General features: G+C 31.5%; 13 protein-coding genes, 2 tRNA genes and 2 pseudogenes. 6 read left to right on the top strand and 11 right to left on the bottom strand.

Going from position 1 to position 23783, the window contains the following annotated elements:
• The first annotated feature begins 217 nt into the window (after positions 1-217).
• The 3 genes and pseudogenes from clpP to ERCISPPS3390_RS00815 all read left to right on the top strand — a co-directional run bounded on the left by clpP (position 218) and on the right by ERCISPPS3390_RS00815 (position 3750).
• Entirely contained in the window at positions 218-841 is a 624-nt protein-coding gene (gene clpP, locus ERCISPPS3390_RS00825; protein WP_197094971.1) for an ATP-dependent Clp endopeptidase proteolytic subunit ClpP, read from the top strand.
• A gap of 154 nt (positions 842-995) precedes the next feature.
• Positions 996-2261 (top strand): annotated as a pseudogene (gene clpX / locus ERCISPPS3390_RS00820) (ATP-dependent protease ATP-binding subunit ClpX); the annotation flags it as partial.
• 814 nt (positions 2262-3075) lie between these two features.
• On the top strand, positions 3076-3750 hold the full coding sequence (locus ERCISPPS3390_RS00815) for a DedA family protein (protein WP_197094969.1): 675 nt from the start codon (positions 3076-3078) through the stop codon (positions 3748-3750).
• Between the two features lie 331 nt (positions 3751-4081).
• Here ERCISPPS3390_RS00815 and ERCISPPS3390_RS00810 read toward each other — a convergent pair whose 3' ends face one another.
• The 7 genes and pseudogenes from ERCISPPS3390_RS00810 to rplU all read right to left on the bottom strand — a co-directional run bounded on the left by ERCISPPS3390_RS00810 (position 4082) and on the right by rplU (position 15122).
• Complete coding sequence (locus tag ERCISPPS3390_RS00810; RefSeq protein WP_197094968.1) at positions 4082-5821, bottom strand: proline--tRNA ligase; 1740 nt, start codon at positions 5819-5821, stop codon at positions 4082-4084.
• A 740-nt stretch (positions 5822-6561) separates the two neighbouring features.
• Positions 6562-7179 (bottom strand): outer membrane lipoprotein periplasmic chaperone LolA, encoded by a 618-nt coding sequence (lolA, locus tag ERCISPPS3390_RS00805; RefSeq protein WP_197094967.1) that lies wholly within the window; start codon positions 7177-7179, stop codon positions 6562-6564.
• Between the two features lie 588 nt (positions 7180-7767).
• Positions 7768-9312, bottom strand: a complete 1545-nt coding sequence (murJ, locus tag ERCISPPS3390_RS00800; protein WP_197094966.1) for a murein biosynthesis integral membrane protein MurJ — start codon at positions 9310-9312, stop codon at positions 7768-7770.
• Positions 9313-10177: 865 nt separating this feature from the next.
• A complete protein-coding gene (locus ERCISPPS3390_RS00795) occupies positions 10178-11728 on the bottom strand; it encodes a TerC family protein (protein WP_197094965.1) in 1551 nt (516 codons plus the stop codon).
• Positions 11729-12288: 560 nt separating this feature from the next.
• Positions 12289-13323: pseudogene (gene cgtA, locus ERCISPPS3390_RS00790) on the bottom strand (Obg family GTPase CgtA); the annotation flags it as partial.
• Positions 13324-14515: 1192 nt separating this feature from the next.
• Entirely contained in the window at positions 14516-14782 is a 267-nt protein-coding gene (gene rpmA / locus ERCISPPS3390_RS00785) for a 50S ribosomal protein L27 (protein ID WP_197094963.1), read from the bottom strand.
• Complete coding sequence (gene rplU, locus ERCISPPS3390_RS00780; RefSeq protein ID WP_197095388.1) at positions 14772-15122, bottom strand: 50S ribosomal protein L21; 351 nt, start codon at positions 15120-15122, stop codon at positions 14772-14774. The genes rpmA and rplU overlap by 11 nt, the downstream gene beginning before the upstream one ends.
• Positions 15123-15378: 256 nt before the next feature.
• Here rplU and ispB point away from each other — a divergent pair, with 256 nt between their 5' ends.
• On the top strand, positions 15379-16353 hold the full coding sequence (gene ispB / locus ERCISPPS3390_RS00775) for an octaprenyl diphosphate synthase (protein ID WP_197094962.1): 975 nt from the start codon (positions 15379-15381) through the stop codon (positions 16351-16353).
• Positions 16354-17013: 660 nt separating this feature from the next.
• On the opposite strand, the gene ERCISPPS3390_RS00770 is transcribed toward ispB, so the two are convergent.
• Both ERCISPPS3390_RS00770 and ubiG read right to left on the bottom strand, forming a co-directional pair.
• Positions 17014-17089: transfer RNA gene (locus tag ERCISPPS3390_RS00770), tRNA-Asn, on the bottom strand.
• Between the two features lie 293 nt (positions 17090-17382).
• On the bottom strand, positions 17383-18123 hold the full coding sequence (gene ubiG, locus ERCISPPS3390_RS00765) for a bifunctional 2-polyprenyl-6-hydroxyphenol methylase/3-demethylubiquinol 3-O-methyltransferase UbiG (RefSeq protein ID WP_197094961.1): 741 nt from the start codon (positions 18121-18123) through the stop codon (positions 17383-17385).
• Positions 18124-18185: 62 nt separating this feature from the next.
• On the opposite strand from ubiG, the gene ERCISPPS3390_RS03380 reads away from it, so the two are divergent.
• Positions 18186-18308, top strand: coding sequence for a hypothetical protein (locus ERCISPPS3390_RS03380; protein WP_269319455.1), 123 nt, complete (start codon positions 18186-18188; stop codon positions 18306-18308).
• A 633-nt stretch (positions 18309-18941) separates the two neighbouring features.
• Here ERCISPPS3390_RS03380 and dnaJ read toward each other — a convergent pair.
• Positions 18942-20087, bottom strand: coding sequence for a molecular chaperone DnaJ (gene dnaJ / locus ERCISPPS3390_RS00760; protein ID WP_197094960.1), 1146 nt, complete (start codon positions 20085-20087; stop codon positions 18942-18944).
• A gap of 107 nt (positions 20088-20194) precedes the next feature.
• A complete protein-coding gene (gene dnaK, locus ERCISPPS3390_RS00755) occupies positions 20195-22111 on the bottom strand; it encodes a molecular chaperone DnaK (RefSeq protein ID WP_197094959.1) in 1917 nt (638 codons plus the stop codon).
• A gap of 1368 nt (positions 22112-23479) precedes the next feature.
• Between dnaK and ERCISPPS3390_RS00750 the strand changes: the two genes are divergently transcribed.
• Positions 23480-23553, top strand: a tRNA-Pro gene (locus tag ERCISPPS3390_RS00750).
• Positions 23554-23783: the final 230 nt, after the last annotated feature.

Here is a 23783-nt window from a genome sequence, read left to right as displayed (position 1 = left end):
TCAGTATATTAAGATATTAGTGATAATCAACTTACTATTGAATATGATAGGAAAAACTCCGTATAATTAATAATTTTGCATTAAGTATGTTCTATTATATATCGCATATAATATACTAACGTACACAGAACACAAAAATATCAATTAAAAACTAAAATATACTGAAATACTCTCAAGTAACCTCATTACAGAGCAAGCATTTTACTAGGAGATAAAAATGGTATATGGTGACAACAAAAAGATAAATCAATCGAATATGACATTAGTTCCTATGGTAATTGAGCATACTTCACGAGGAGAGCGTTCATATGACATCTATTCACGTCTGCTTAAAGAACGTATTATTTTTTTAACTGGACCGATTGAAGACCATATGGCTAATTTGATTGTGGCTCAGATCTTATTTTTAGAGGCTGATAACCCAGAAAAAGATATTCATCTTTATATTAATTCTCCCGGGGGAGTAATTACTGCTGGTATGTCTATTTATGACACTATGCAGTTTATTAAGCCAGATATTAATACAATTTGCATGGGGCAAGCATGTTCCATGGGAGCGTTTCTGTTAGCTGCAGGCACAAAGGGCAAGCGTTACTGTTTAGCTCAAGCACGCATAATGATCCATCAACCTCTAGGTGGATTCCAAGGTCAAGCTTCTGATATCGATATTCATGCACGTGAAATTATTAAAACTAAACAAATTATGAATCAACTTATGGCTAAGCACACTGGTCAAACCATTAAAACTATTGAGCAAGATACTAATCGAGATCATTTTTTATCGGCAACAGAATCTGTGGAATATGGCTTAGTAGATGCTATTTTTTTAAAACGTAATTAATTAACTGTTTTATCTCAATAACAACACAATCAACAAGAAGTAATTTTACATAATGAACAACTATATCAATATATGCGATAATAAAAGTAGAATTTTGATTCTATTTCCTCTATTGGAAACAGTTAATATCATTATAAAAATGAGAGGGAAATAAATGACAGATCAGCGCAAAGACGGTTCAGGGCAGATCCTCTACTGCTCTTTTTGCGGCAAAAGTCAGTATAAAGTTCGCAAGTTAATTGCTGGACCATCAGTATGTGTCTGTGATGAATGTGTGAATTTATGTAACGACATCATTCGCAAGGAAAGTCAGGAAGTGACACCTCCTGCTGATTGTAGTTCTCTACCCACTCCAAAAGAGATTCGAACTCATTTGGATGAATATGTGATAGGGCAAGGTCAAGCTAAAAAAGTACTATCAGTGGCTGTTTATAACCATTATAAACGCTTACATAACAGCGATGCTGGTAATGTTATTGAACTAGGAAAAAGTAATATTTTGTTAATTGGGCCAACAGGGAGCGGTAAAACTCTTCTAGCTGAAACCATGGCTCGCCTCCTGGACGTTCCATGCACTATGGCGGATGCTACAACTCTCACTGAAGCAGGATACGTTGGTGAGGATGTAGAAAACATTATTCAAAAACTTCTGCAAAAATGTGATTACAATATACAAAAAGCTCAAAGGGGTATTATTTATATTGATGAAATCGATAAAATCTCACGTAAATCAGATAATCCATCTATTACTAGAGACGTCTCTGGTGAAGGCGTGCAACAAGCTTTACTTAAGCTTATTGAGGGAACAATGGCCTCAGTTCCACCTCAAGGTGGACGAAAGCACCCACAGCAAGAATTTCTTCAGGTAGATACTTCCAAAATTCTATTTATTTGCGGAGGAGCATTTTCAGGACTTGATAAAGTTATTTCACAACGAGTAGATAATGGAGCTGGGATTGGTTTTAGTGCATTATTGAGCAACCAGTCACAAAAAACAAAAAAAAATAATATTTTATCTCAAGTTGAACCAGAAGATCTAATTAAATTTGGCCTAATTCCTGAATTCATTGGACGTTTGCCGGTGCTTGCAACACTTAGTGAACTAGATGAAATAGAGTTAATTCAAATTTTACATGAACCAAAAAATGCACTAACAAAACAATATCAAGCTTTATTTAGTTTAGAAGGGGTAGAACTAGAATTTCAAAAAGAGGCACTGAAAGAAATTGCATGTCAAGCAATACGACGAAAAATTGGCGCTCGAGGATTACGCTCTATCATAGAAAACATCTTATTAAATACCATGTATGAATTACCTTCCATACATAATATCAAAAAAGTTATTATTAACAAATCTGTAGTTACTGGAGAAAATGAACCAATAAAAACCTACAAACAAGAAGAACCTATGCAAAATTCAGACAACTTATTAACAAAAAGCTCTTTATTACCCTTGGAAAATTCAAGCACATCTCATTATATTCTCGAGAATGACAAAAGTTAATTTTAATACTAAATAGATGAAAATGGCTTGTAGAATTACTTTATATTTTAAATTATCACTAAATATTGTTGCATGAGAAAAATCTCATTTATGATTAGATTCTACTAATCCTTAGATCTTATGTGAACATTACAGTCATTAATGCGATATATTAAAAACTAATGAACAGATATACCTCTACAGCTTGATGATAAAAATATCATCTATAGACTGCATCAGTCTATGCTGTATAACACTATTAAAAAGATTTTTCATATACTTCTCACCTTCATGAGTAAATTAGTATATATGTAATCTTCCGAGTTAAAGAAAAAATATTACTCTGCGATTAATTGAAAATCGGAGTATATATTCTTTTTTTATTTTAAAGAAAACTTAAAGAAACATATTCTAATCAGACCTTCTTTTATAGAGAGCTAATATCTATTATTATCACACAGACTATATGATGCAAGAAATGTCTTATGCGCCTTAATGATTACACATAAAAGACCTTATGTTCTAAACGTTATTAAATGTGATCGTTTTAATAAACTTTAACCAAAATAAGTAAAAATTATTCTCAATCAATGATGATAAAATGCACTAGAAGCACTAAAAATTATCTGATAAGTCCAGGAAATGGCTTAAAATCTTTTCCCATCAAAGATCTTTATAAGAGCAAATCTAATCTTAATATGCAAGATAAATGTAAAAATAACTATTAGATTATACCTGAGATACTACAATAATGGATATTTTAAAATTTCTGTCTCAAGCCTTGTGGCAACATGACTATACTGTACTTACAGATCCATCTCTTGTCTTATCATTGTATTGTATATTCTTTTTAATCTTATTTTTAGAAAATGCTTTATTGCCAACATCTTTTTTACCAGGTGATAGTCTTTTGGTGCTAGTTGGTATCTTAGTGGCCAAGGGAGTAATCAATGGTGTACTTATATTATGCGTTTTAACAATCGCCGCTGCTCTTGGTTGTTGGGTAAGCTATGCGCAAGGTAAATGGTTAGGAAACACACTAATAGTGCAGAAATGGTTATTGTATCTTCCATTACATTATCATCAAAAGGCAGAAAAATTATTTCACCAGTACGGTATGTCTGCATTATTAATTAGTCGCTTTATTGCTTTTGTTCGTACACTATTGCCAACTATTGCAGGACTTTCTAGTTTAGATAATGTAAAATTTCAATTATTTAATTGGACCAGTGCTTTTCTTTGGGTGCTGGTATTGATTATGGTAGGTTTTTTATTTGGTAGAACACCAATTTTTATTTATTACGAACCTCAATTTATGCTATGCCTAATATTGTTACCAATAGGTCTAATGCTATGTGGTTTGATAAGCACACTATACGTCTTATATAAGAAAACCTATCGAAAAAATAAGACTACTCACTTATAGATCCTACTGTAGTAAAAGTATAAAACTTTTATAAAATTTTATCTCACATACTTTATAAACACTAAACTATTATAGAGTATATATACTCTAATGATGACATGATATGTGTTTTCAAATCATTAATAACCTACTTAACATATCAAGAAATAATCCTTATAAAAATAACACATTCTAATCTATCTAATGCAATGCTCATACTTAAAAAATAAGAGAGGTATAATACTTATATGCTGCACATACATATTCCCTTCTAAGACGCATTAAAATTAATCTATTAAATTACTATTTTACTATTGTTCATTTATCTGTAATAACTAGTCTAGAATATTTCTTAGTAATTAAGATTAAATATAGAATCATGAAGCTCTGACTTAAGATAGAAGATAATGTCGCTAATTTTAAATATCCTTTTTTGATTTAACGCTCTAGATTTATACTCAATTTCTTTATTTTGTAGATTATGCTCGCTAATTATTAAAATATGCGGTATCCCAATAAGCTCCATATCTGAAAACATTACACCTAGTCTCTCTGCTCTATCATCTAAAATTACATCAATACCTTCAGCTAATAAACGCACATAAAGATCTTCAGCTAAAGATCTTACATGAGATGACTGTTTTATATTAATTGGTAATATAGCAACTTGAAATGGCGCTAATACTGATGACCATATAATACCACGTTTATCATGATTCTGCTCAATTGCAGCAGCAATAATGCGGCTAATACCAATACCATAACAACCCATTCTAATAATCTCACTACAGCCATTTGAGGTTTGCACAATGGCTTTAAGAGCTTTAGAATATTTTGTCCCCAACTGAAAAATATGACCAACTTCAATCCCACGTTGAATTAATAATGTACCTTTACCATCAGAGCTCATATCACCTTCCACTACATTACGAATATCTTCAATACGCGGAAGTGGTAGGTCGCGCCCCCAATTAATACCCCTAAAATATTGACCATCAACATTAGCACCAACGATAAAATCACTCATAACGGAAACACTACGGTCAGCTATAATAGGCATGTTCAGGCCGACCGGCCCTAGTGATTCGAGTCCAGTTTGATAATATTGACGAATTTCTTGATCACCAATAAGGCGCAATGGAGCGGCTATGATATCAATCTTTTCCGCTTTAATTTTATTAAGTACATGATCCCCTCTTACTAAAAGAGCAACAAAACCGTTAGAGCTGTCTGTATTTGCTTTTACTACTAATGTTTGAACTATTTTTTTTATTGGAATATGGAGCTTTTCAGAAAGATCCTGAATAGTAGTGATGTTTTGTGTCGAAAATTGCGTTTTTTTTTGTATACCTGGTTTCCGTTCATCACTTGGAGGCAATGCTTCAGCTATTTCTAAATTTGCTGCATATGTAGATCCTGTAGAATATGCAATCACATTATCTCCACTTGGCGCTAAAACCTGAAACTCATGAGAAATATAACCACCGATAGATCCAGTATCTGCTTCCACAATACAGAAATTTAAATTCATCTTTTTTAAAATATTGCTGTACGCTTTATACATAACGGAATAAGTTTCTTGTAAAGATTCCTGTGTTGCATGAAAAGAATAACCATCCTTCATAAGAAATTCTCTAGAGCGTATAACACCAAACCGTGGTCGCACCTCGTCACGAAATTTTGTTTGAATCTGGAAAAGTTTTATAGGCAATTGCTTATAAGAGGTAATCTCATTACGAATAAAATCAGTCATGACCTCTTCGTGTGTAGGGCCGATCACAAAAGAACGGCGATTCCGATCAACCAATTTAAGTAATTCAGAGCCGTATTGCTCCCAGCGCCCACTTTCCTGCCATAAACTAGCTGGTTGCACAACTGGCATAGATATTTCAAAAAAACCAATACGCTGCATTTCTTCTCGTATAATAGCTTTTACTTTTTGCACTACCCGAAACCCAGTTGGCAACCAAGTATATAGCCCTGATGCTAATTGGCGTATCATCCCGGCGCGCAGCATAAGTTGATGACTTATTGTTTCAGCACTAGATGGCTTTTCTTTTAGAGTGGCAAGTATATATTGAGTAGTACGCATAGATTTATGAATTCACGTGAGCTGATCAGCTATAGAGCTAGAAAAAACTAATATTATATATCATACAAAAGTGATAAAAAATCATATATTATGCTCATATCAGTATCATAAAATTATATTTATTTAAAATATAAATTTCTCCATTCAATGCAATAATTATAGATATGATCTACGTCACCTTTAATACTATACATTACTGTTATGTTAAATAAAAATATTTTAATTCAGATAACGAAGTCCGTTGCTCATCTTAATTTATAAACATTGTTAATTGAAATAAATAATTTTATAAAAAATAAAAATATTAGTATTTATACCATTATATATAACGTAAGCTATATTTTTATATATCATTGCACCGCGTTACATGAAAAACTATTTTTAAAACTCTTTACAATATCGAAAAGAAATATTACTGCTTCTCTTAAGTGTATAAATTTCTTCTAAATTTGAAGAGACTTGATCATATTACGTATATAAACTATAGTCTAAGTATCTCTCAACAAAGTGTTTTTAAGTTTAACAATCACCTTAAAGCAAAAAAATATAACATACTCCATTCAGAATGCTTAATAGTTAATAGCCATTAATTTATTAATATAACTTCTACTAATAGAATCTCTTACCTATCGTTTCTGCACATATCAATAATTACTGCTATCTATCAATAATTCTTGCTATCTTAGAAAGATCTCGATAATTCTATAAGCATTGCATACATAAAATTTTATCTCTATAATCTATTTTCGGTGATCGTCTATTGTAACCCCTGGGGGTATACTAAATTGAAATTTTTCAGAATTAATAGGAGTAAAATTCGGTTTCGATAAAATATAACGAATGTATACTCCGTCTTTTTCAAAGAGACTGAGCTGATTAATATTGCCATTCTTTGAGACATTTATAGTAAATTCTTTGATATTACTATATAATTCTTTAGGAGTAAAAATAAACTTATCACCTTGCTGCAGTAAATAATATTGCTTCCAGTCATGGGACCTGTTACATATTGCTAACATTAATGGAGTATTTTGAATAATATTTTTCATACAATAGATACTGACCTGTTTTATGGATGGATTATAAAACCACAATGTATTCCCATCTGATATCAAATCACTTTCATTAGGGTAAAGCATCTTCCAGTATAACTGATTCGGTCGATGTAACCACATACAACCGTAACCTTCTTGAATTAAAATATTATTTTTGTCAATTACTTTCTGATAAAACTGAGCCTGAAAGTTTTTATTTTTCTCAAGGCGCTTTTGTAAAATAGTGGCTATATCATATTGAACACTACTAGAAAAACCAGGTATTATTAATAAAAAGAGAAAAATCAATATTTTATTGATCATTTTTTAGCTTTTATCAATAAAACTGTAACTCTTAATTTATACACCACTGCAGGTGCAATACTTGTAATATTAAACATTTTATTTTACTCTTTATGAAATTAAAATATTAACAATTGCATTAAAACTATTCAAAACCAAATTAATTTAAGAAGAAGCTGATCACCTACAGATGATTCTTGCAATTTTTCACAATTTAACATATCATCCATTAATTTACACTGACAAAAGATCTTATAAATAGCTAAAATTTATCACCCTATCAAATTAACTCATTTAAAAAATATCAATATATATTGCTCACATGTAGAGAGAAGGCTATGGAATGAAAGAATTAATTACCTAGTGCTGTGACCTGATCTTATAGATAACTATTAACAGTAACAGGTATTGTATATTGCTCTCTTAATTTATATGAAAATTAGTTATTATCCAATTGATTTTTAAAAATCTTTTTTAAAAAATTACTAAATTATTTTTTATGTAAAATCTCACTTCTCTTAATGAAATCAACACATAAAATATATAGATTATCTGCTAATTATTAGTAACTGCTAACCTAGTTCTTTTTGCAATTATACCATCATCTTACTATAATAAGTTTGCATTATATGGAGAAAAATCACGTTTACGAAAACCTACTATTAATAACATCAAGAAATAAACACTAATACCAATAAAACATACAACTACTAGTCGGAATAATCTTTCTGGCATATTTCCTATCGTCCAGTCTTGGACCATATTAGATACTTCAAATAGGACCATGGCCATAGCGAGCACAGCAATAAATAAACGTACAAAAAACTTCATCCATCCTGGCTTTGGTACGAAAAATCTCTTTTTAAGTAATTGCCAATAAAGCAGTCCAGTATTAAGACAAGCAGATAATCCAATAGATAGTGACAAACCAGCATGCTTCAGAGGACCAATAAAAGCCAAATTCATAACCTGTGTTACTATAAGAGTCAATATGGCAATTTTAAATGGAGTATGCATATCCTGCCTAGCATAAAAACCTGGTGCTAATACTTTCATGACAATTAACCCTATTAAACCTACTGAATAGGCTATCAAAGAACGCTGCGTCATGATTACATCACAGGATGTAAACTTACCATATTGAAATAAAACAATAGTAAGTGGCTTAGCTAAAATGCAAAGTGCGACAGAGCCCGGTACAGCTAAAAGAAAACAGAGACGTAATCCCCAATCCATTATCTGTGAATATAACTCTTTCTGACCCAACATTACACTTTTTGATAAAGCTGGTAACAGAATAGTTCCTAATGCCACGCCAAGCACTCCGATAGGGAACTCCATTAATCGGTCAGCATAATATATCCATGATACAGAACCTATTTCTAAAAAAGAAGCTAGAATCGTATTAATCATTAAAGACAACTGGCTAGCTGAAACGCCAATAATTCCTAATGTTATTTGACAAAAAAGTCGCCGAATAGTGTGGTTATGTACATCAAAACGTGGTAAAACTAATAATCCCAATTTTTTTAGAGAAGGTAGCTGATACAAAAATTGCAGAATTCCACCAACCAATACCGCCCACGCAAGTGCCATAATAGGTGGATGAAAGTACGGAGTCGCAATCAATAAAAAACTAATCATACTAAAATTGAGAAATATAGGCGATAGCGCGGGTACTATAAAATAATTCCATGTGTTAAGGATCGATCCAACTAATGACGCCAAGGAAATAAATAATATATAAGGAAATATAATACGAATCAGTGACAATGTCATAACATACTGCTCTGTAGTATCAGAAAAACCAGGTCCAGTGATAATAATGACCCAAGGTGCTACGAAGATTCCCAGTAAGCTCACTAATGATAACATTAATATAAGAAGACCAGATGCATATTGTATAAAAATTCTCGTAGATTCTATATTTTTTTCATTCTTATGCTCAATTAGCATTGGAACAAAAGCCTGAGAAAATGCACCCTCAGCAAATACACGACGCAATAGATTAGGTAACTTAAAAGCAACAAAAAAAGAATCAGTTACCATACCCGAACCAAAAATATAAGCTATAAGAGAATCGCGCAAAAAACCTAAAATCCGTGAACAAAAAGTTACAAAACTCACTCCTGCTAGTGATTTTAAAAGATTCATGTATGTCCTACTTTCAGCATTTAAATAATCTAGCCTATTAATTAATATACTAACAACTGCATTCGTGGTAACTATCGCAGGATAAACTGAGGCTGCTATAATATTAAAGCATTTCTTGTAGATAATCAGAGCTATTTTAAATAGAATTACTATAATTCTTGAATGCTATTTTTTGATATAAATGGATACGCCAGGTATCAATAATATATCTAAATAGTAAGGTGTGTTAATAACACATCTTATTTATTATCGTGCAATCTAATCTAAGTAATAATTATAAAACAATTAGCTCATACACCTAACTATCAAAGTAATATCTTAATTCTCTAATCTTCTGTGATAGTCTTTATTTTTAAGTAATATGTACATATGTAAAAAATTACACTAACTATAAAATCTTAATAAAATGACTCTCGGGCTCGCACCTATCTTATAATCTCTATCATATCTACTGATATACCCCGCCATACTTACAATACATGTTAGTTTAGCTCTATAAGAGCTATAGTCATTACTTTAATAACCTATATAAGATAGATGATACTAATTATTGAATTATTCCATAATACACGTTAACTAAAATATACATATCATATCTTTCACAGATGATCATCATTCTAATAAACATTAGAAAATGTATTGTGAGACATATTCATGAAATATCTTGATATATAATATATATATAAATTCTTATTATGTATAATACATACATTTATAATCATAAAAATCAATATATATATCGAACCCTTCCTTAATAAGGACCCCTTTTTCTTATACCTTATAAAAATCAAAAATAAAAAGATTTTATTCTATTTAATATGGCACTCAATTAATACAACATTATCCCTTCATTAGGAATTAACAATTATCTTCTTTTATCATCTTGTTTTGTAACTCGTATTAAGTCAATTCGGTAAGCAGTAGCCTCTACAATTTGAAATCTGAGGGGGTAGATATTAATGATATCACCAATTTTAGGTAATCTACCTATATGCTCAATAATTAGCCCAGCTAACGATGCATGGCGATCTTCCGGTTTAATTAATTCTTTATTATTGAATAAATGCTGTAATGAATGTAAATCGGCTCCACCTTTAACCAGCCAACCATCCCCATCAATAACAATATCTGGCGTCTCATCTTCATCAGGAAATTCACCAGCAATAGCTTCTAATACATCTAATGGCGTAATAAGTCCTTGAACCGCGCCAAATTCACCAGTTACCACAACAAAGCTACCTTTTGCTCGGCGCAATACACCAAGAAGATTCAATGGATTTAAAGTATCTGGTATAATAATAGGCGGGGTAGCACTTGCAAAAGCAAACATATCCACACCATGATCTAAAGCCACCAACAATTCTTTAGCTCGCACAACACCTATTATAGAATCTAATTCTCCACTACACACCGGAAATAAACTGTGCGGTGTATCTAACAACTGCATACGCACTTCATCTAACGAGCCAGTTAAGTTAACCCAGGAAATTTCTCTACGTGGTGTCATTATACTACGCACTGAACGAGCAGCAAGAGTTAACACTCCGTTCATCATATAGCGTTCTTCATCTTTAAATGCTTCTTTTGGGGATAGTGTTGTTACACTGCCATCTTCGATTCTATGATTAACGTGTTGCCTGTGTCCTCCCATTAAACGTTGAATCGCTTCCGCAGTTCTCTCGCGCATAGGGCGTCTTTCTTGATGACGCATAAAATTACGCCGTGCCATTTGATTGAATAATTCAATTATAATTGAAAAACTAATTGCAGCATACAAATAACCTTTCGGTATGTTAAAGTGTAAACCTTCAGCTAAGAGACTAAAACCGATCATCAGTAAAAAGCTTAAGCATAAAACCACTACGGTTGGATGAGTGTTTACAAATCCAGTTAATGGTTTAGAAGCAATCACCATCACACTCATAGCCATAATTACTGCAAGCATCATAATTGATAAATTGTTTACCATACCCACCGCAGTAATCACTGCATCAAGAGAAAATACTGCATCTAAGACAACCACCTGTACCACAACTGACCAAAAACTAGCATAACCTTTATGGTTTAGATCATGAATATCTCGATTTTCCAAACGTTCGTGCAACTCTGTCGTAGCTTTAAACAACAGAAAAACACCTCCCATAAGCAACATTAATTCACGGCCAGAAAAACTAAAACCACCTATACTAAACAGTGGGCGACTCATGGTAGACATCCATGACATTAAAGATAAAAGACCCAAACGCATCACCATGGCTAGCAGCAAACCAGTTAGGCGAGCTTTGTCACGCTGCTTTGGTAAGAGCTTATCTGATAAAATAGCAATAAATACTAAATTATCGATACCCAGGACAATTTCAAGAAGAATAAGAGTAAAAAGACCCGCAAAAACTGAAGGATCTAAAAGAAATGACATGGGCAGCTCCGGAAAAAAACACGGGACAGCATTAGCAATACTTGCATGGATGAGTTATAAATAGCTTTTATTAAAGTATAAGCTGAGGCTAAAAAAAACATCAAAATAATCATTTGACTAATAAAAAAAATATAATAACAGTACATCTTGGAGCGGAATCCCTGCATTCTTATATTGTAAAAATTGTTACTATTCTTAATTTCTCAGTATAGAAAAAGCAATAACTATTGGTGACCGCATTGATACTGATCACCCTAATTATATTAGAATCAAAGATGACTTTGATTCTATCAAAGCAAAGCTTTTATAAAATTTCTAGACTATTATAATCAAAATTACATAAACGATCTATTTGTTAATAGTAAACTACTATCTGCATACACTGTCACTACTGTATACACTATTATTAGCAATATAATATAATATTATATGTTATCATAATTGACAATTATCGTTATTATATAAATAATCTACTTCTAATATCGCACATCTTATACTGAGCATATTACTTCTCTTGCGTACTTCTTTAGGACTTCCTTGAAATTCTATGCTATTTCTACCTTATCAAGTTTTTGATTCATCTGCATGTTAATGTTTTTAATAAAAAAAGTAACATCTAGACACAATCCCTTTATACCTATATTATTTAATGAAGAGATTAGATAATACTTATCAGTCCATTGAATAGCTTTAACAACAGATGCTACACGTAGTTGCGCTTCTTTGTAATCTAAAAGATCTATCTTATTAAAAACTAACCAGCGTGGTTTTTGAAGGAGATTGATACTATATCTCTCTAACTCATATAAAATAATAGAGATATCCCTTGTTAAATCTCTTTCATTTATTGATGCTATATCAACAATATGCAGCAATAGGTGACAACGTTCAAGATGCTTTAAAAAACGAATGCCTAGCCCTGAACCATTAGAAGCTCCATGAATTAAACCGGGTATGTCCGCAATCACAAAACTATTATTAGAGTCTAATCGAACCACACCAAGACTAGGAACTAATGTTGTAAAAGGATAATCAGCTATTTTTGATTTAGCGGCAGATACTATACAGGTAAAAGTTGATTTACCTGCATTCGGTAACCCTAACATGCCAACATCTGCTAATAACATCATTTCTAACTGTACATTCCGTTTTTCACCCAATGTACCCATAGTCTTTTTACGTGGGGCGCGATTAATTGATGATTTAAACCGCGTATTTCCCATGCCATGCCAACCACCCTTTGCGAGAATCATTCTCTGAAGATGACAAGTCATATCACCTAGTACCTGAGTTGTATCACAATCAATAATTCTAGTCCCAACAGGAACCTGAATAACTAAATCCTTGCCTCGCTTCCCTTTACAATCACCACTCTGACCATTTTGACCATTATTAGCACAAAAAGTTTTTTTTAAATAAAACTGAACTAATGTATTCAAATTCTCATTAGCTTGTATATATACGTCACCTCCATCACCGCCATCACCGCCATCAGGACCACCACGAGGGATATACTTTTCACGACGAAAACTAACACAACCGCTTCCCCCATGACCAGCAATAACTAGAATCTTTGCTTCATCTACAAACTGCATTTAACTGCTCCACTATAGATACAACACTGTATCTTCCAGAATGGATAATATCTAAAGGTATCGAGCGCATAACTCTGAATAAATATTCACCATGAAACATAAAATTCTTGACGCCTGATTAACATTCCGCACAGTATAAAACGACTCGCTAATGCTCAAGAGATACAAACCATTCATGACTACTAGTCAGAGACTATGCGCTGACCTCAATATACACATTCATCTTTTTCAGTAAAAAGATAAAATAATATAATACTCTGACTTTATAAAAACAATTCAGCGATATCATTGCTTAATATTTTGCACTAAAAAACCATCTAGGCAACTCAACTGCTCTCTTGATAAGAATCCAAAATTTTTATGCCATATATAAAAATTTAATATTTTTACTATATATTCCACTAACACTCTTAGATAATATAGTTTTTAATAAAATTAGATTTTATCTAAATGCTATTATGTATAAATACAATAAAACACGTCACCTCATTTCTAAATAGCATAACCTGTGTTCATCTTTACAGATTGTCCATCTTCTCAATACAGAAAGCCATGAACTATGAGAAATAAATCACTCACAATAAAAATCCCATTCACAACCAGCCTTAACTAAAGAGTCACTGATCTATAAAGATAGATAAAATCTTTTAACTATTACGAGTAGCAGTGTTTAATAAATTCTATGTCTAATAACATATTTATATGACCAAAGAATAGAATATCAAATAACGATAAGATCTCAATAGTGAGTCTAATTCATAAAATCACACGTTTAAATCAGATGCTAAGCGAGAATCTTCTAATCTTTAGTTATGATTACCAGGGTGTAGATTCAGAAGATAGCTTAAATATTAGCTTGAAGTATATAAATTTTATATATCATCAAGATATGCTATATTTATAGGAAAGTGAATGGATGAACCATATCATATTGGTGATAACTATCTACCATAGCTAGTAGCACCTGTATATTATTTACACTAAAAAATCGTAACTAATATTTTCTGTACTTAAAATAAATAATATTTTTAGATGTGTTCTTGTCTATCAAAAACTCTCTGATGTTAGACATAATATTTTTATTATACTATGAATCTGTATTCTATTAAATTTAAAAAAATCTATATTTTTGAACTCTTAATCTTATTTTTAAAATTTTTTAAAATGCGTTATAGAAACACATACTATTATGCTAGTCCGTACAATTCGAAATTATGCTAATATATTTTCTTCCTTTTGCTCCTTTAATTTCAAATTTCACCTGACCATTAACAGTCGCGAATAGCGTATGGTCACGACCACACCCTACATTCTCACCGGCATAAAAATGAGTTCCTCTCTGCCGAACGATAATACTACCCGCTGATACAGTTTCCCCTCCAAAGCGCTTTACTCCCAGTCGTTTTGCATGAGAATCTCGACCGTTACGCGTGGATCCGCCTGCTTTTTTATGTGCCATGTGTTAAGTAATCCCCTGAGACTCTCACTGAATCTCTAATACTAATAATCTTAACGTCAGTAAAATGCTGACGATGACCTTGATGTTTTCGATAATGCTTTCGAGCACGAAATTTAATAATTTTTATTTTTTTACTACGACCATGAGCGATAATTTCTCCGTATATTGCTCCACCTATTATAAAAGGTGAGCCTATATTGATACGCTCATCATTGGCTATCATAAGAACTTGATTAAATACCACCATTTTACTAATCGAGCTATCTATCTTCTCTAGTCGAACCACCTGACCTTCGCTAACTCGGTGTTGCTTTCCACCACTTTGAAAAACCGCATACATAGCCAACTCCATTTCTGCGCCTTCCTGATAAATATAATGCTGCGCTATAAGTTTTATTAGATACGTAATTATACAAAACTCTTTGCTAAAAACAAGCATTTATTATCAATACAAAATAAAACACTATACAAAAAGTAAATATTTCTCAATACATAATTCGATATAATATACTGTATAATTTATTGTATATATACAGAATGTAGGTATACATCTATAACTCCCGTCGCAATAAAAACTAGGTGATAACTAAAAAATCATGAATTTAGAAGAAATAAACGTACTTATAAAACACGATATGGAAGATGTCAACACTGCTATAAGCAAACAGCTTGCCTCAAATATTCCTCTGATTAATCAACTTAGTTGCTATATAATTAGCAGCGGAGGTAAACGTATTCGTCCAATCATTACATTATTAGCAGCGCGAGCCATTCACAGTTACTCAGGAAAACAACATATTACTATGGCGGCGCTCATTGAATTTATCCATACTGCAACCTTGCTGCATGATGACGTCGTTGATCAATCAGAAGCTCGTAGAGGACAACCTACCGCTAATATTGCTTTTGGGAATGCAGCTAGCGTGTTAGTAGGTGACTTTATATATACTCGTGCATTTCAAATGATGACTAATCTTGGATCATTGAAAATTCTAAGGATAATCTCAGAAGCTGTTAATGTCATTTCTGAAGGGGAAGTACTGCAGTTACTAAATTGTAACAATCCAGATCTCACTGAAGAAAAGTATATGCATATTATCTATGCTAAAACAGCACGCCTTTTTGAAGCTGCAGCACAAACTTCTGCGATTTTAGCTGGATCTAGTCTAGCTCAAGAGCAAGCTTTACAGGCTTATGGACGTTATCTGGGTACTGCATTTCAACTTATTGATGACATATTAGATTATAGTTCTAATAATAAAACATTAGGTAAAAATACAGGTTCTGACCTTAAAGAAGGAAAGCTAACCCTCCCTTTATTACACGCAATGCATCATGGAACTCTTGAGCAAGCTAATTTAATTCGTTCAGTAATCAGTAAAGGAAACGGGCGCCACTTTTTTGATATTATTCGATCAACAATAAAAGAATGTGGTTCTCTAGAATGCACTAAAAAAACCGCTCAAAAAGAAGCCGATAAAGCCATTACGGCACTAGAAATACTTCCTGAATCACCATGGCGTAATGCATTAGAGGCATTAGTACATATTTCAATGAAGCGTATAAATTAATATCTTTAATATGATTAAACTCAATTTTATTTAAATTATATACTTTATTTAAATTATATACTTTATTTTAAATTTTTTTCAAACTATAGGATTATGTCTTTTGAAAAATAACTATTCTCAATAGAAAGCACATACCAGAATTAAAGTAAACATTTTGCTTATCTTTTATCAACTATACCTGTAAAAACAAAAAAAAATACTTTTAATGATTTATTTTTAAAATTATATTTTCATTACAAATGAATAACATCTTCAATAAAAACAATAAAAAATCTTTAGATAGATACACTGATGATGATGCATGTAAATACAAATAATCTTTTAGATATCAGAAATTTCAAAAAATTAATAAAGCTTACTAAAAGTAAGCTTTACATAAACTAATATTAATTATATCGGAGGATTAATCTAATTTTAAAAATATCAATAGAGATGTTATAAATTCTGAGTCTGCATATTCTTAGTATATCAATCTGTAGAAATCAATTATTATAAATTCTAAGATAGATATATCTGAATATCATTTTACTAATTAAAATAATTGCAAAATTTAATAATTTTATCTTTACTTTATATAATTACTTTTACTTTAAAGAATTTATGTTCTTTGCTAAGACTTCTTCACAAAAATCAATGGAAAATATATATCTAATTTTATTATGGCTCCCCTGACTGGATTCGAACCAGTGACATACGGATTAACAGTCCGCCGTTCTGCCAACTGAACTACAGAGGATTACTGAAAATAAAAATTAAATTTTAACTTATAAACCGTAAAATGTCAAATACTGCGAGTTACTTTTTATGGTTTATAGTGCAATAATGTTTATTATGGGTATATTCAGGACGTATCTACAGATCTACAGGGTGCATTACCTGATATATTCAAAAAAAAATTCTTATAAATCTACCAAAATATTAAAATTCATCTGTAATCTAATTACAATAAATGATAAAAATAAAAAATATATGGTTCTGACAACTAAGATATGAGAAATAATATAAAAATATTAACTTCACTTAATATCTTCAAAGCACTTTATGATTAATATCATATTGTGCATGAACCATGTAGTTCACATCAACATTAGAGGTTAATCTACAAGAATTACTAAGAGGATTATAACACAATCCAATCATGTCATATACACACAAATGTGTTGTATCTATCCATTCTAACAATTCATTAGGACGAATTAATTTTTTTATATTATGCGTCCCGCGAGGTAAAATTTTAAAAATATACTCTGCACCTAAAATTGCTATTAACCAGGATTTTTTAGTACGATTTAAAGTGGAAAAAAAAACACTTCCAGAAGGCTTAACAAGCTTGGCGCAAGCATAGATAATTGAATACGGATCAGGAACATGCTCTAACATTTCCATGCAAGTTACGACCTCATACTGACCAGAAAACTGCGCAGCATAAGCTTCTACTGTTTTTTTGACGTAATATACCTTTATATTATTTTTCATAGCATGCAAACGTGCGGTATGTAATAATTCTTCACTCATATCTAAACCAGTAACATTTGCCCCTTCTCGGGCCATGCTTTCTGTGAGGATTCCCCCGCCACACCCAACATCTAGAATATTTTTACCAAATAAACCATTCGTATGTTTTATTATCCACTCCAAACGTATTAAGTTCATACTATGAAGGGGTTGAAAGGGACCTTGTAAATCCCACCAAGACGACGCTAAGCGTGAGAATTTAATAATCTCATCACTATCAATATTCTGTGACCTATCTAGATGTTCTTCATTCATCCTTTAATTACTCCAGAGAAGCTAAAATTTAAAAATCCTTTTATTATTAATATGCATTAATAATGCATGACTTTAGCTATTCTAATGATCCTGTCCATTCTGAATTTCATGCGATTATTAGACCACGAACATTATTTCATCAGAAACTAGATATGGCACCTACTGCGTCTTATATTAAAACATAATAAAACATCTAATTTCATTAGTAAAATAAGTAATATTTTACTTTTACTATTTTTTCTTAATTAAAAAGATAATTAATTCCAAAAGTACCTAAAATCACTATATGATGCAAATCATACAAATTTCTTCATCGTGATCACTATCATATCCAAGCGATTATCATAGTAATCACGATTATTTTAGTTATTCTACTAATTAAATCTGATTAATAATCTGATTATTAATCTGATTAATAAAATATCTCAAAAAAAAGAAGACGTTTTATTAGAAAATAAAACAATAGTTATATTTTATATAAAAATAAGAATTCACTATCCAGTGATTATAATAAATATTCAAACATTATTAATAAACACAATTAATAAAAAAAACACTTAAAAACACCAACTTTCTTTATGCTGTCATAAACATTTTATAAAGCACACTCAAAAGTATAATTTTATACTTCATGAGGCCACTTTTATTTATATTGAAATATAATTAAGCATCACAACATAACGCTAATAGATCACTATTTATTCAATCAGTTCACATGAACATAAATAAAAAACATCATTAAAGTAAGTCAAATTTATTTATTTTTAATAAGTACACTTATGCTACATTATTAAGTATTGGTTACTTCATGATGCATATTAGTAGCGCGTCAAATCATCAAAAAACTGCTTTACACCATCAAAAAATGTTTTAGAACGCGGACCATGCCGCCCCTCCGAAGATCTAACAAAGCTATCATTTAATGTACGTAATATCATTTTTTGATCTTCATTTAAATTCACAGGAGTTTCAACTACTATTCTACAAAGCAAATCACCTGCAACACCACCGCGCACTGATCTAACACCTTTTCCTCGCATGCGAAATAATTTTCCAGTTTGTGTTTCAGGGGGAACTTTTAAACTTACGCGCCCATCTAGAGTAGGTACTTCAATTTCTCCACCTAATGCCGCCATTATAAAATTAATTGGGACCTCACAATATAAATTATTTTCTTCACGCTCAAAGATGTGATGTTTTCGCATCTGAATTTCAACATATAAATCACCTGACCGAGATCCTTTGTCACCGGGCTCACCTTCTCCACTCAAGCGAATGCGATCACCGGTGTTGACTCCTGCTGGTATTTTAACTGATAAAGTTTTCGATTTAGAAACCCGACCCTTTGCATCACAAACCTTGCATGGATCTTTAATTATTACCCCTCTACCTTGACAATACGAACAAACTTGCTGAACAGTAAAAAAACCTTGTCGCATTTGAACCTGACCTGCGCCCTGACAAGTTGAGCAAGTTTTTGGTTTAGTTCCTGCTCTAGCTCCATTTCCATGACATTTTACGCAATCTTCCATGGTTGGAATATGAATCTCTTTAGATACACCGCGTACTGCCTCTTCTAATGATAACTCTAAATTATATTGAAAATCGGATCCACGTGTAGCACGTTGCTGGCGTCGTCCTCCTCCAAAGATATCACCAAAAACATCACCGAAGATATCACTAAAATCAGCACTACCACTACTAAAACCACCTTGTCCGCCTCCACCTGAGCCACTATGCTCAAAAGCAGCATGACCATATTGGTCATAAGCTTTACGCTTCTGTGTATTCGTTAGAACCTCATAAGCTTCTTTAATCTCTTTAAATCGAGCCTCGGACCCCTTATCCCCAGAATTTCGATCAGGATGAAATTTCATTGCTAGACGTTTATAGGCCTTTTTAATTTCACGCTCATCTGCTGACTGAGTTATGCCTAAAATCTCGTAATAGTCTCTTTTCACCATTGCTCTTTATCCTGACATTAACCAACACACACGGATGTGGATTATATCCACGCCCGTGCAGTTATCATCGGTACTTTCGACGAGACACCTTACTATATTTAAAATAATTATTTTTTGCTGTCACTCACTTCTTCAAATTCAGCATCGACAACGTCATTATCTTTTTTAGTATTTTTAGTAGCGCTTGTGGAACCCCTAGTAGACTCCGCTTGTTGTGTAGCGCATTCTATAAGTTTAGAAGAAGATTCCATCAAAATCCGCATCTTGGCTTCAATTTCCGATTTATCTTCACCTTTCAGTGCTGAATTTAATGCATTTAGCGCAGATTCTATAGTCGCTCTATCACTTGCTGCTAATTTATCACCCATTTCATTTAATTGCTTACGCGTGCTATGTACTATCTGGTCGCCTTGATTTCTTATTTGAACTAACTCTTCAAACTTACGATCTAACTCGGCATTAGCTTCTGCATCATGCACCATTTTTTCAATTTCTCTATCATTTAAACCTGAAGAAGCTTTAATAGTGATTTTTTGTTCTTTTCCAGTGTGCTTATCTTTTGCAGATACATGTAAAATTCCATCAGCATCAATATCAAAAGTAACCTCAATTTGCGGCATTCCACGCGGAGCATTTTGAATACCATCAAGATTAAACTGTCCAAGAGACTTATTGTCAACTGCACGTTTTCGTTCACCTTGCACGACATGAATAGTCACTGCAGATTGATTATCCTCTGCTGTGGAAAATATCTGACTATGCTTAGTTGGAATGGTAGTATTTTTACTAATTAGCGAAGTCATAACACCACCCATGGTTTCAATACCCAAAGAGAGCGGGGTTACATCTAACAATAAAACATCTTTTACTTCTCCAGCCAGAACACCACCCTGCACTGCAGCACCAACAGCTACTGCTTCATCTGGATTAACATCTTTTCGCGGCTCCTTACTAAAAAAATCAGCCACTTTCACTTGCACCATGGGCATGCGGGTTTGACCACCCACAAGAATTACATCATTAATATCAGATATAGATAAATTTGCATCTTTTAAAGCCATTTTCAATGGCTCAATTGAGCGGATAATCAAATCTTCAACCAAAGATTCTAGCTTTGCACGTGTGACTTTAATGTTTAAATGTTTTGGACCATTAGCATCTGCTGTAATATACGGTAAATTAACATCGGTTTGTTGGGCAGAAGAAAGCTCTATCTTAGCTTTTTCAGCGGCTTCTTTCAAGCGTTGCATAGCTAAAGGATCATTATGTAAATCAACCCCTTGATCTTTCTTGAATTCAGATACAAGGTAATTAATCATACGGCTATCGAAGTCTTCACCACCTAAATGAGTGTCACCGTTAGTTGCTAATACTTCAAAGGTTTTTTCACCATCTACCTCATCAATTTCAATAATCGAAATATCAAAAGTACCACCACCTAAATCATATACCGCAATTGTACGATTACCTTGACCCTTGTCTAAACCATAAGCTAACGCAGCGGCAGTAGGCTCATTAATAATGCGTTTAACATCTAAACCTGCTATACGTCCAGCATCTTTAGTGGCTTGCCGTTGCGCATCGTTAAAATACGCAGGTACTGTTATAACCGCTTCACTCACTTCTTCTCCTAAATAATCCTCCGCGGTTTTCTTCATTTTTTTTAAGACTTCAGCAGAAATCTGCGGTGGCGCAATACGTTTGCCCTTAATATCCAGCCAAGCATCACCATTATCAGCATTAACAATTTTAAATGGCATTATTTTTATATCACACTGAACCTCTTTATCATGAAAACGGCGACCAATGAGACGCTTAATGGCAAATAAAGTATTTTGTGGATTAGTAATCGCCTGACGCTTAGCAGGCTGTCCAACTAAAGTTTCACCATCTTGAGTATAAGCAATAATAGAAGGCGTGGTTCTATCACCTTCTGAATTTTCCAATACACGCGCCTTTCCGCCATCCATAATAGCAACGCATGAATTTGTTGTACCCAGGTCAATTCCAATAATCTTACCCATAGAAATATCTCCCACTAAATTCTGATCGTCATTAGACGTATGTATAATTATATTTTCTTTAAAACTTAAATGCGGGCATATGTTATAATTTCAACTGCTTGTGTAATGTTTTTCTTAATTATCGGCTAGCGCATAAAACATTATTGATACAAAAATTATGTACTATTGATCTAGCATAATTATGTATAATTAATATTATTAAATTACATGTTTATCAATTTTTAAAAAAACTCTATCTTTCTGCTAACATCTCCATCTGTAATAAATAAAAATTTCATATATAAAACTATAATTTGGAATTATCCTTAAATAATTTTCTATTATAAATTCATTATAAATTCTATGAATAAAATTCAATCTTAAATAATTTTCTATTATAAATTCATTATAAATTCTATGAATAAAATTCAATATTAACAATTCGATTTTAACTAATTCAGATTTTTGACACATAACAAATAATTTTTGATACATAACAAATAATAAATAACAAATCATTTAACATATCTAAAAATTCTAAAAAATTTAATTAAAAAATTAAATAAAAACAAAAATATAAAAATAAAATACCTATATATTTAAATAAAAAATTTCACTCTATTAATTCTAATAAAAACTAAAAACAACTAATTCTAATAAAAACTAAAAACAACACTAAAACAGCTAATAAAGATAAAATCTTTACTTAGATATAGTATATAGTATATAGTATATAGTATATAGTATATAGTAAAAAATATAATAAGGGTATCTGTAAGTGAAATAAAAAAATTTATATAAATTTAATATAAATAATATAATAATATAATAATATAAAAAATTAATTATAATTATATAATTATTATATATGACTATATATTTTTTATATATGACCATATATTAATAAAATTTAATTTTAATAATCCATTATTTTTTATTATTTTTAATAATAAGGCTTAATATAAAGGTTAAAAGATTAAGTTAAAAATTAAATTAAAATAAAACAAAACTGTATGATGATAAATTTATTACTGTATTTTTCTATCATATGTATGATTTCTGTATCATAAAATAGATCACAATGATCAAAAATCTTGCATATTGATTTCATACATCATATGATAGGTTACTTTAGTACCTTATCAGGACATTATTGTATCGTAAATAGCTTTTAGTTTATTTAATGTATATGTAATGTAATAAATTAATTGAATTAATAAATAATTGAATTGTAATTTAATGAATTTAATGAATTAATAAATAAAATTTATAAAATTATCTAATACTAATAATTGCAGACATAATTATTTATTATAAGATAATATCTGGAAATAATATCTAGACATAAATAATATCTGATTGACATTACATATAAATGTAATAAATATTCGGCACGTAGCGCAGACTGGTAGCGCGCCGTCATGGGGTGGCGGGGGTCGGAGGTTCAAATCCTCTCGTGCCGATCAAAATAAATATTCTAAACATAATCTTCCTTAATTAATCAGAATTAATCGGTGTTACCAATAATAATTGAATAACTAATACCTTAATTTATCTTTTTATAATAATTTTTTATTTTATAATTTAAATAAATTTAATTATTTATTTTATATTATTTAAATATTATTTAAATTTAAATGTAATTAGTAATTAGTAAATTTTCCAAAATAATACTCGTTCTTTTTTTTAGACT

The organism is Candidatus Erwinia haradaeae (assembly GCF_900698885.1).
Taxonomy (GTDB): domain Bacteria; phylum Pseudomonadota; class Gammaproteobacteria; order Enterobacterales; family Enterobacteriaceae; genus Erwinia_E; species Erwinia_E haradaeae_H.
Note: the sequence above shows the minus strand (reverse complement) of the source record. Positions and strands in the feature narration are given on the sequence as shown.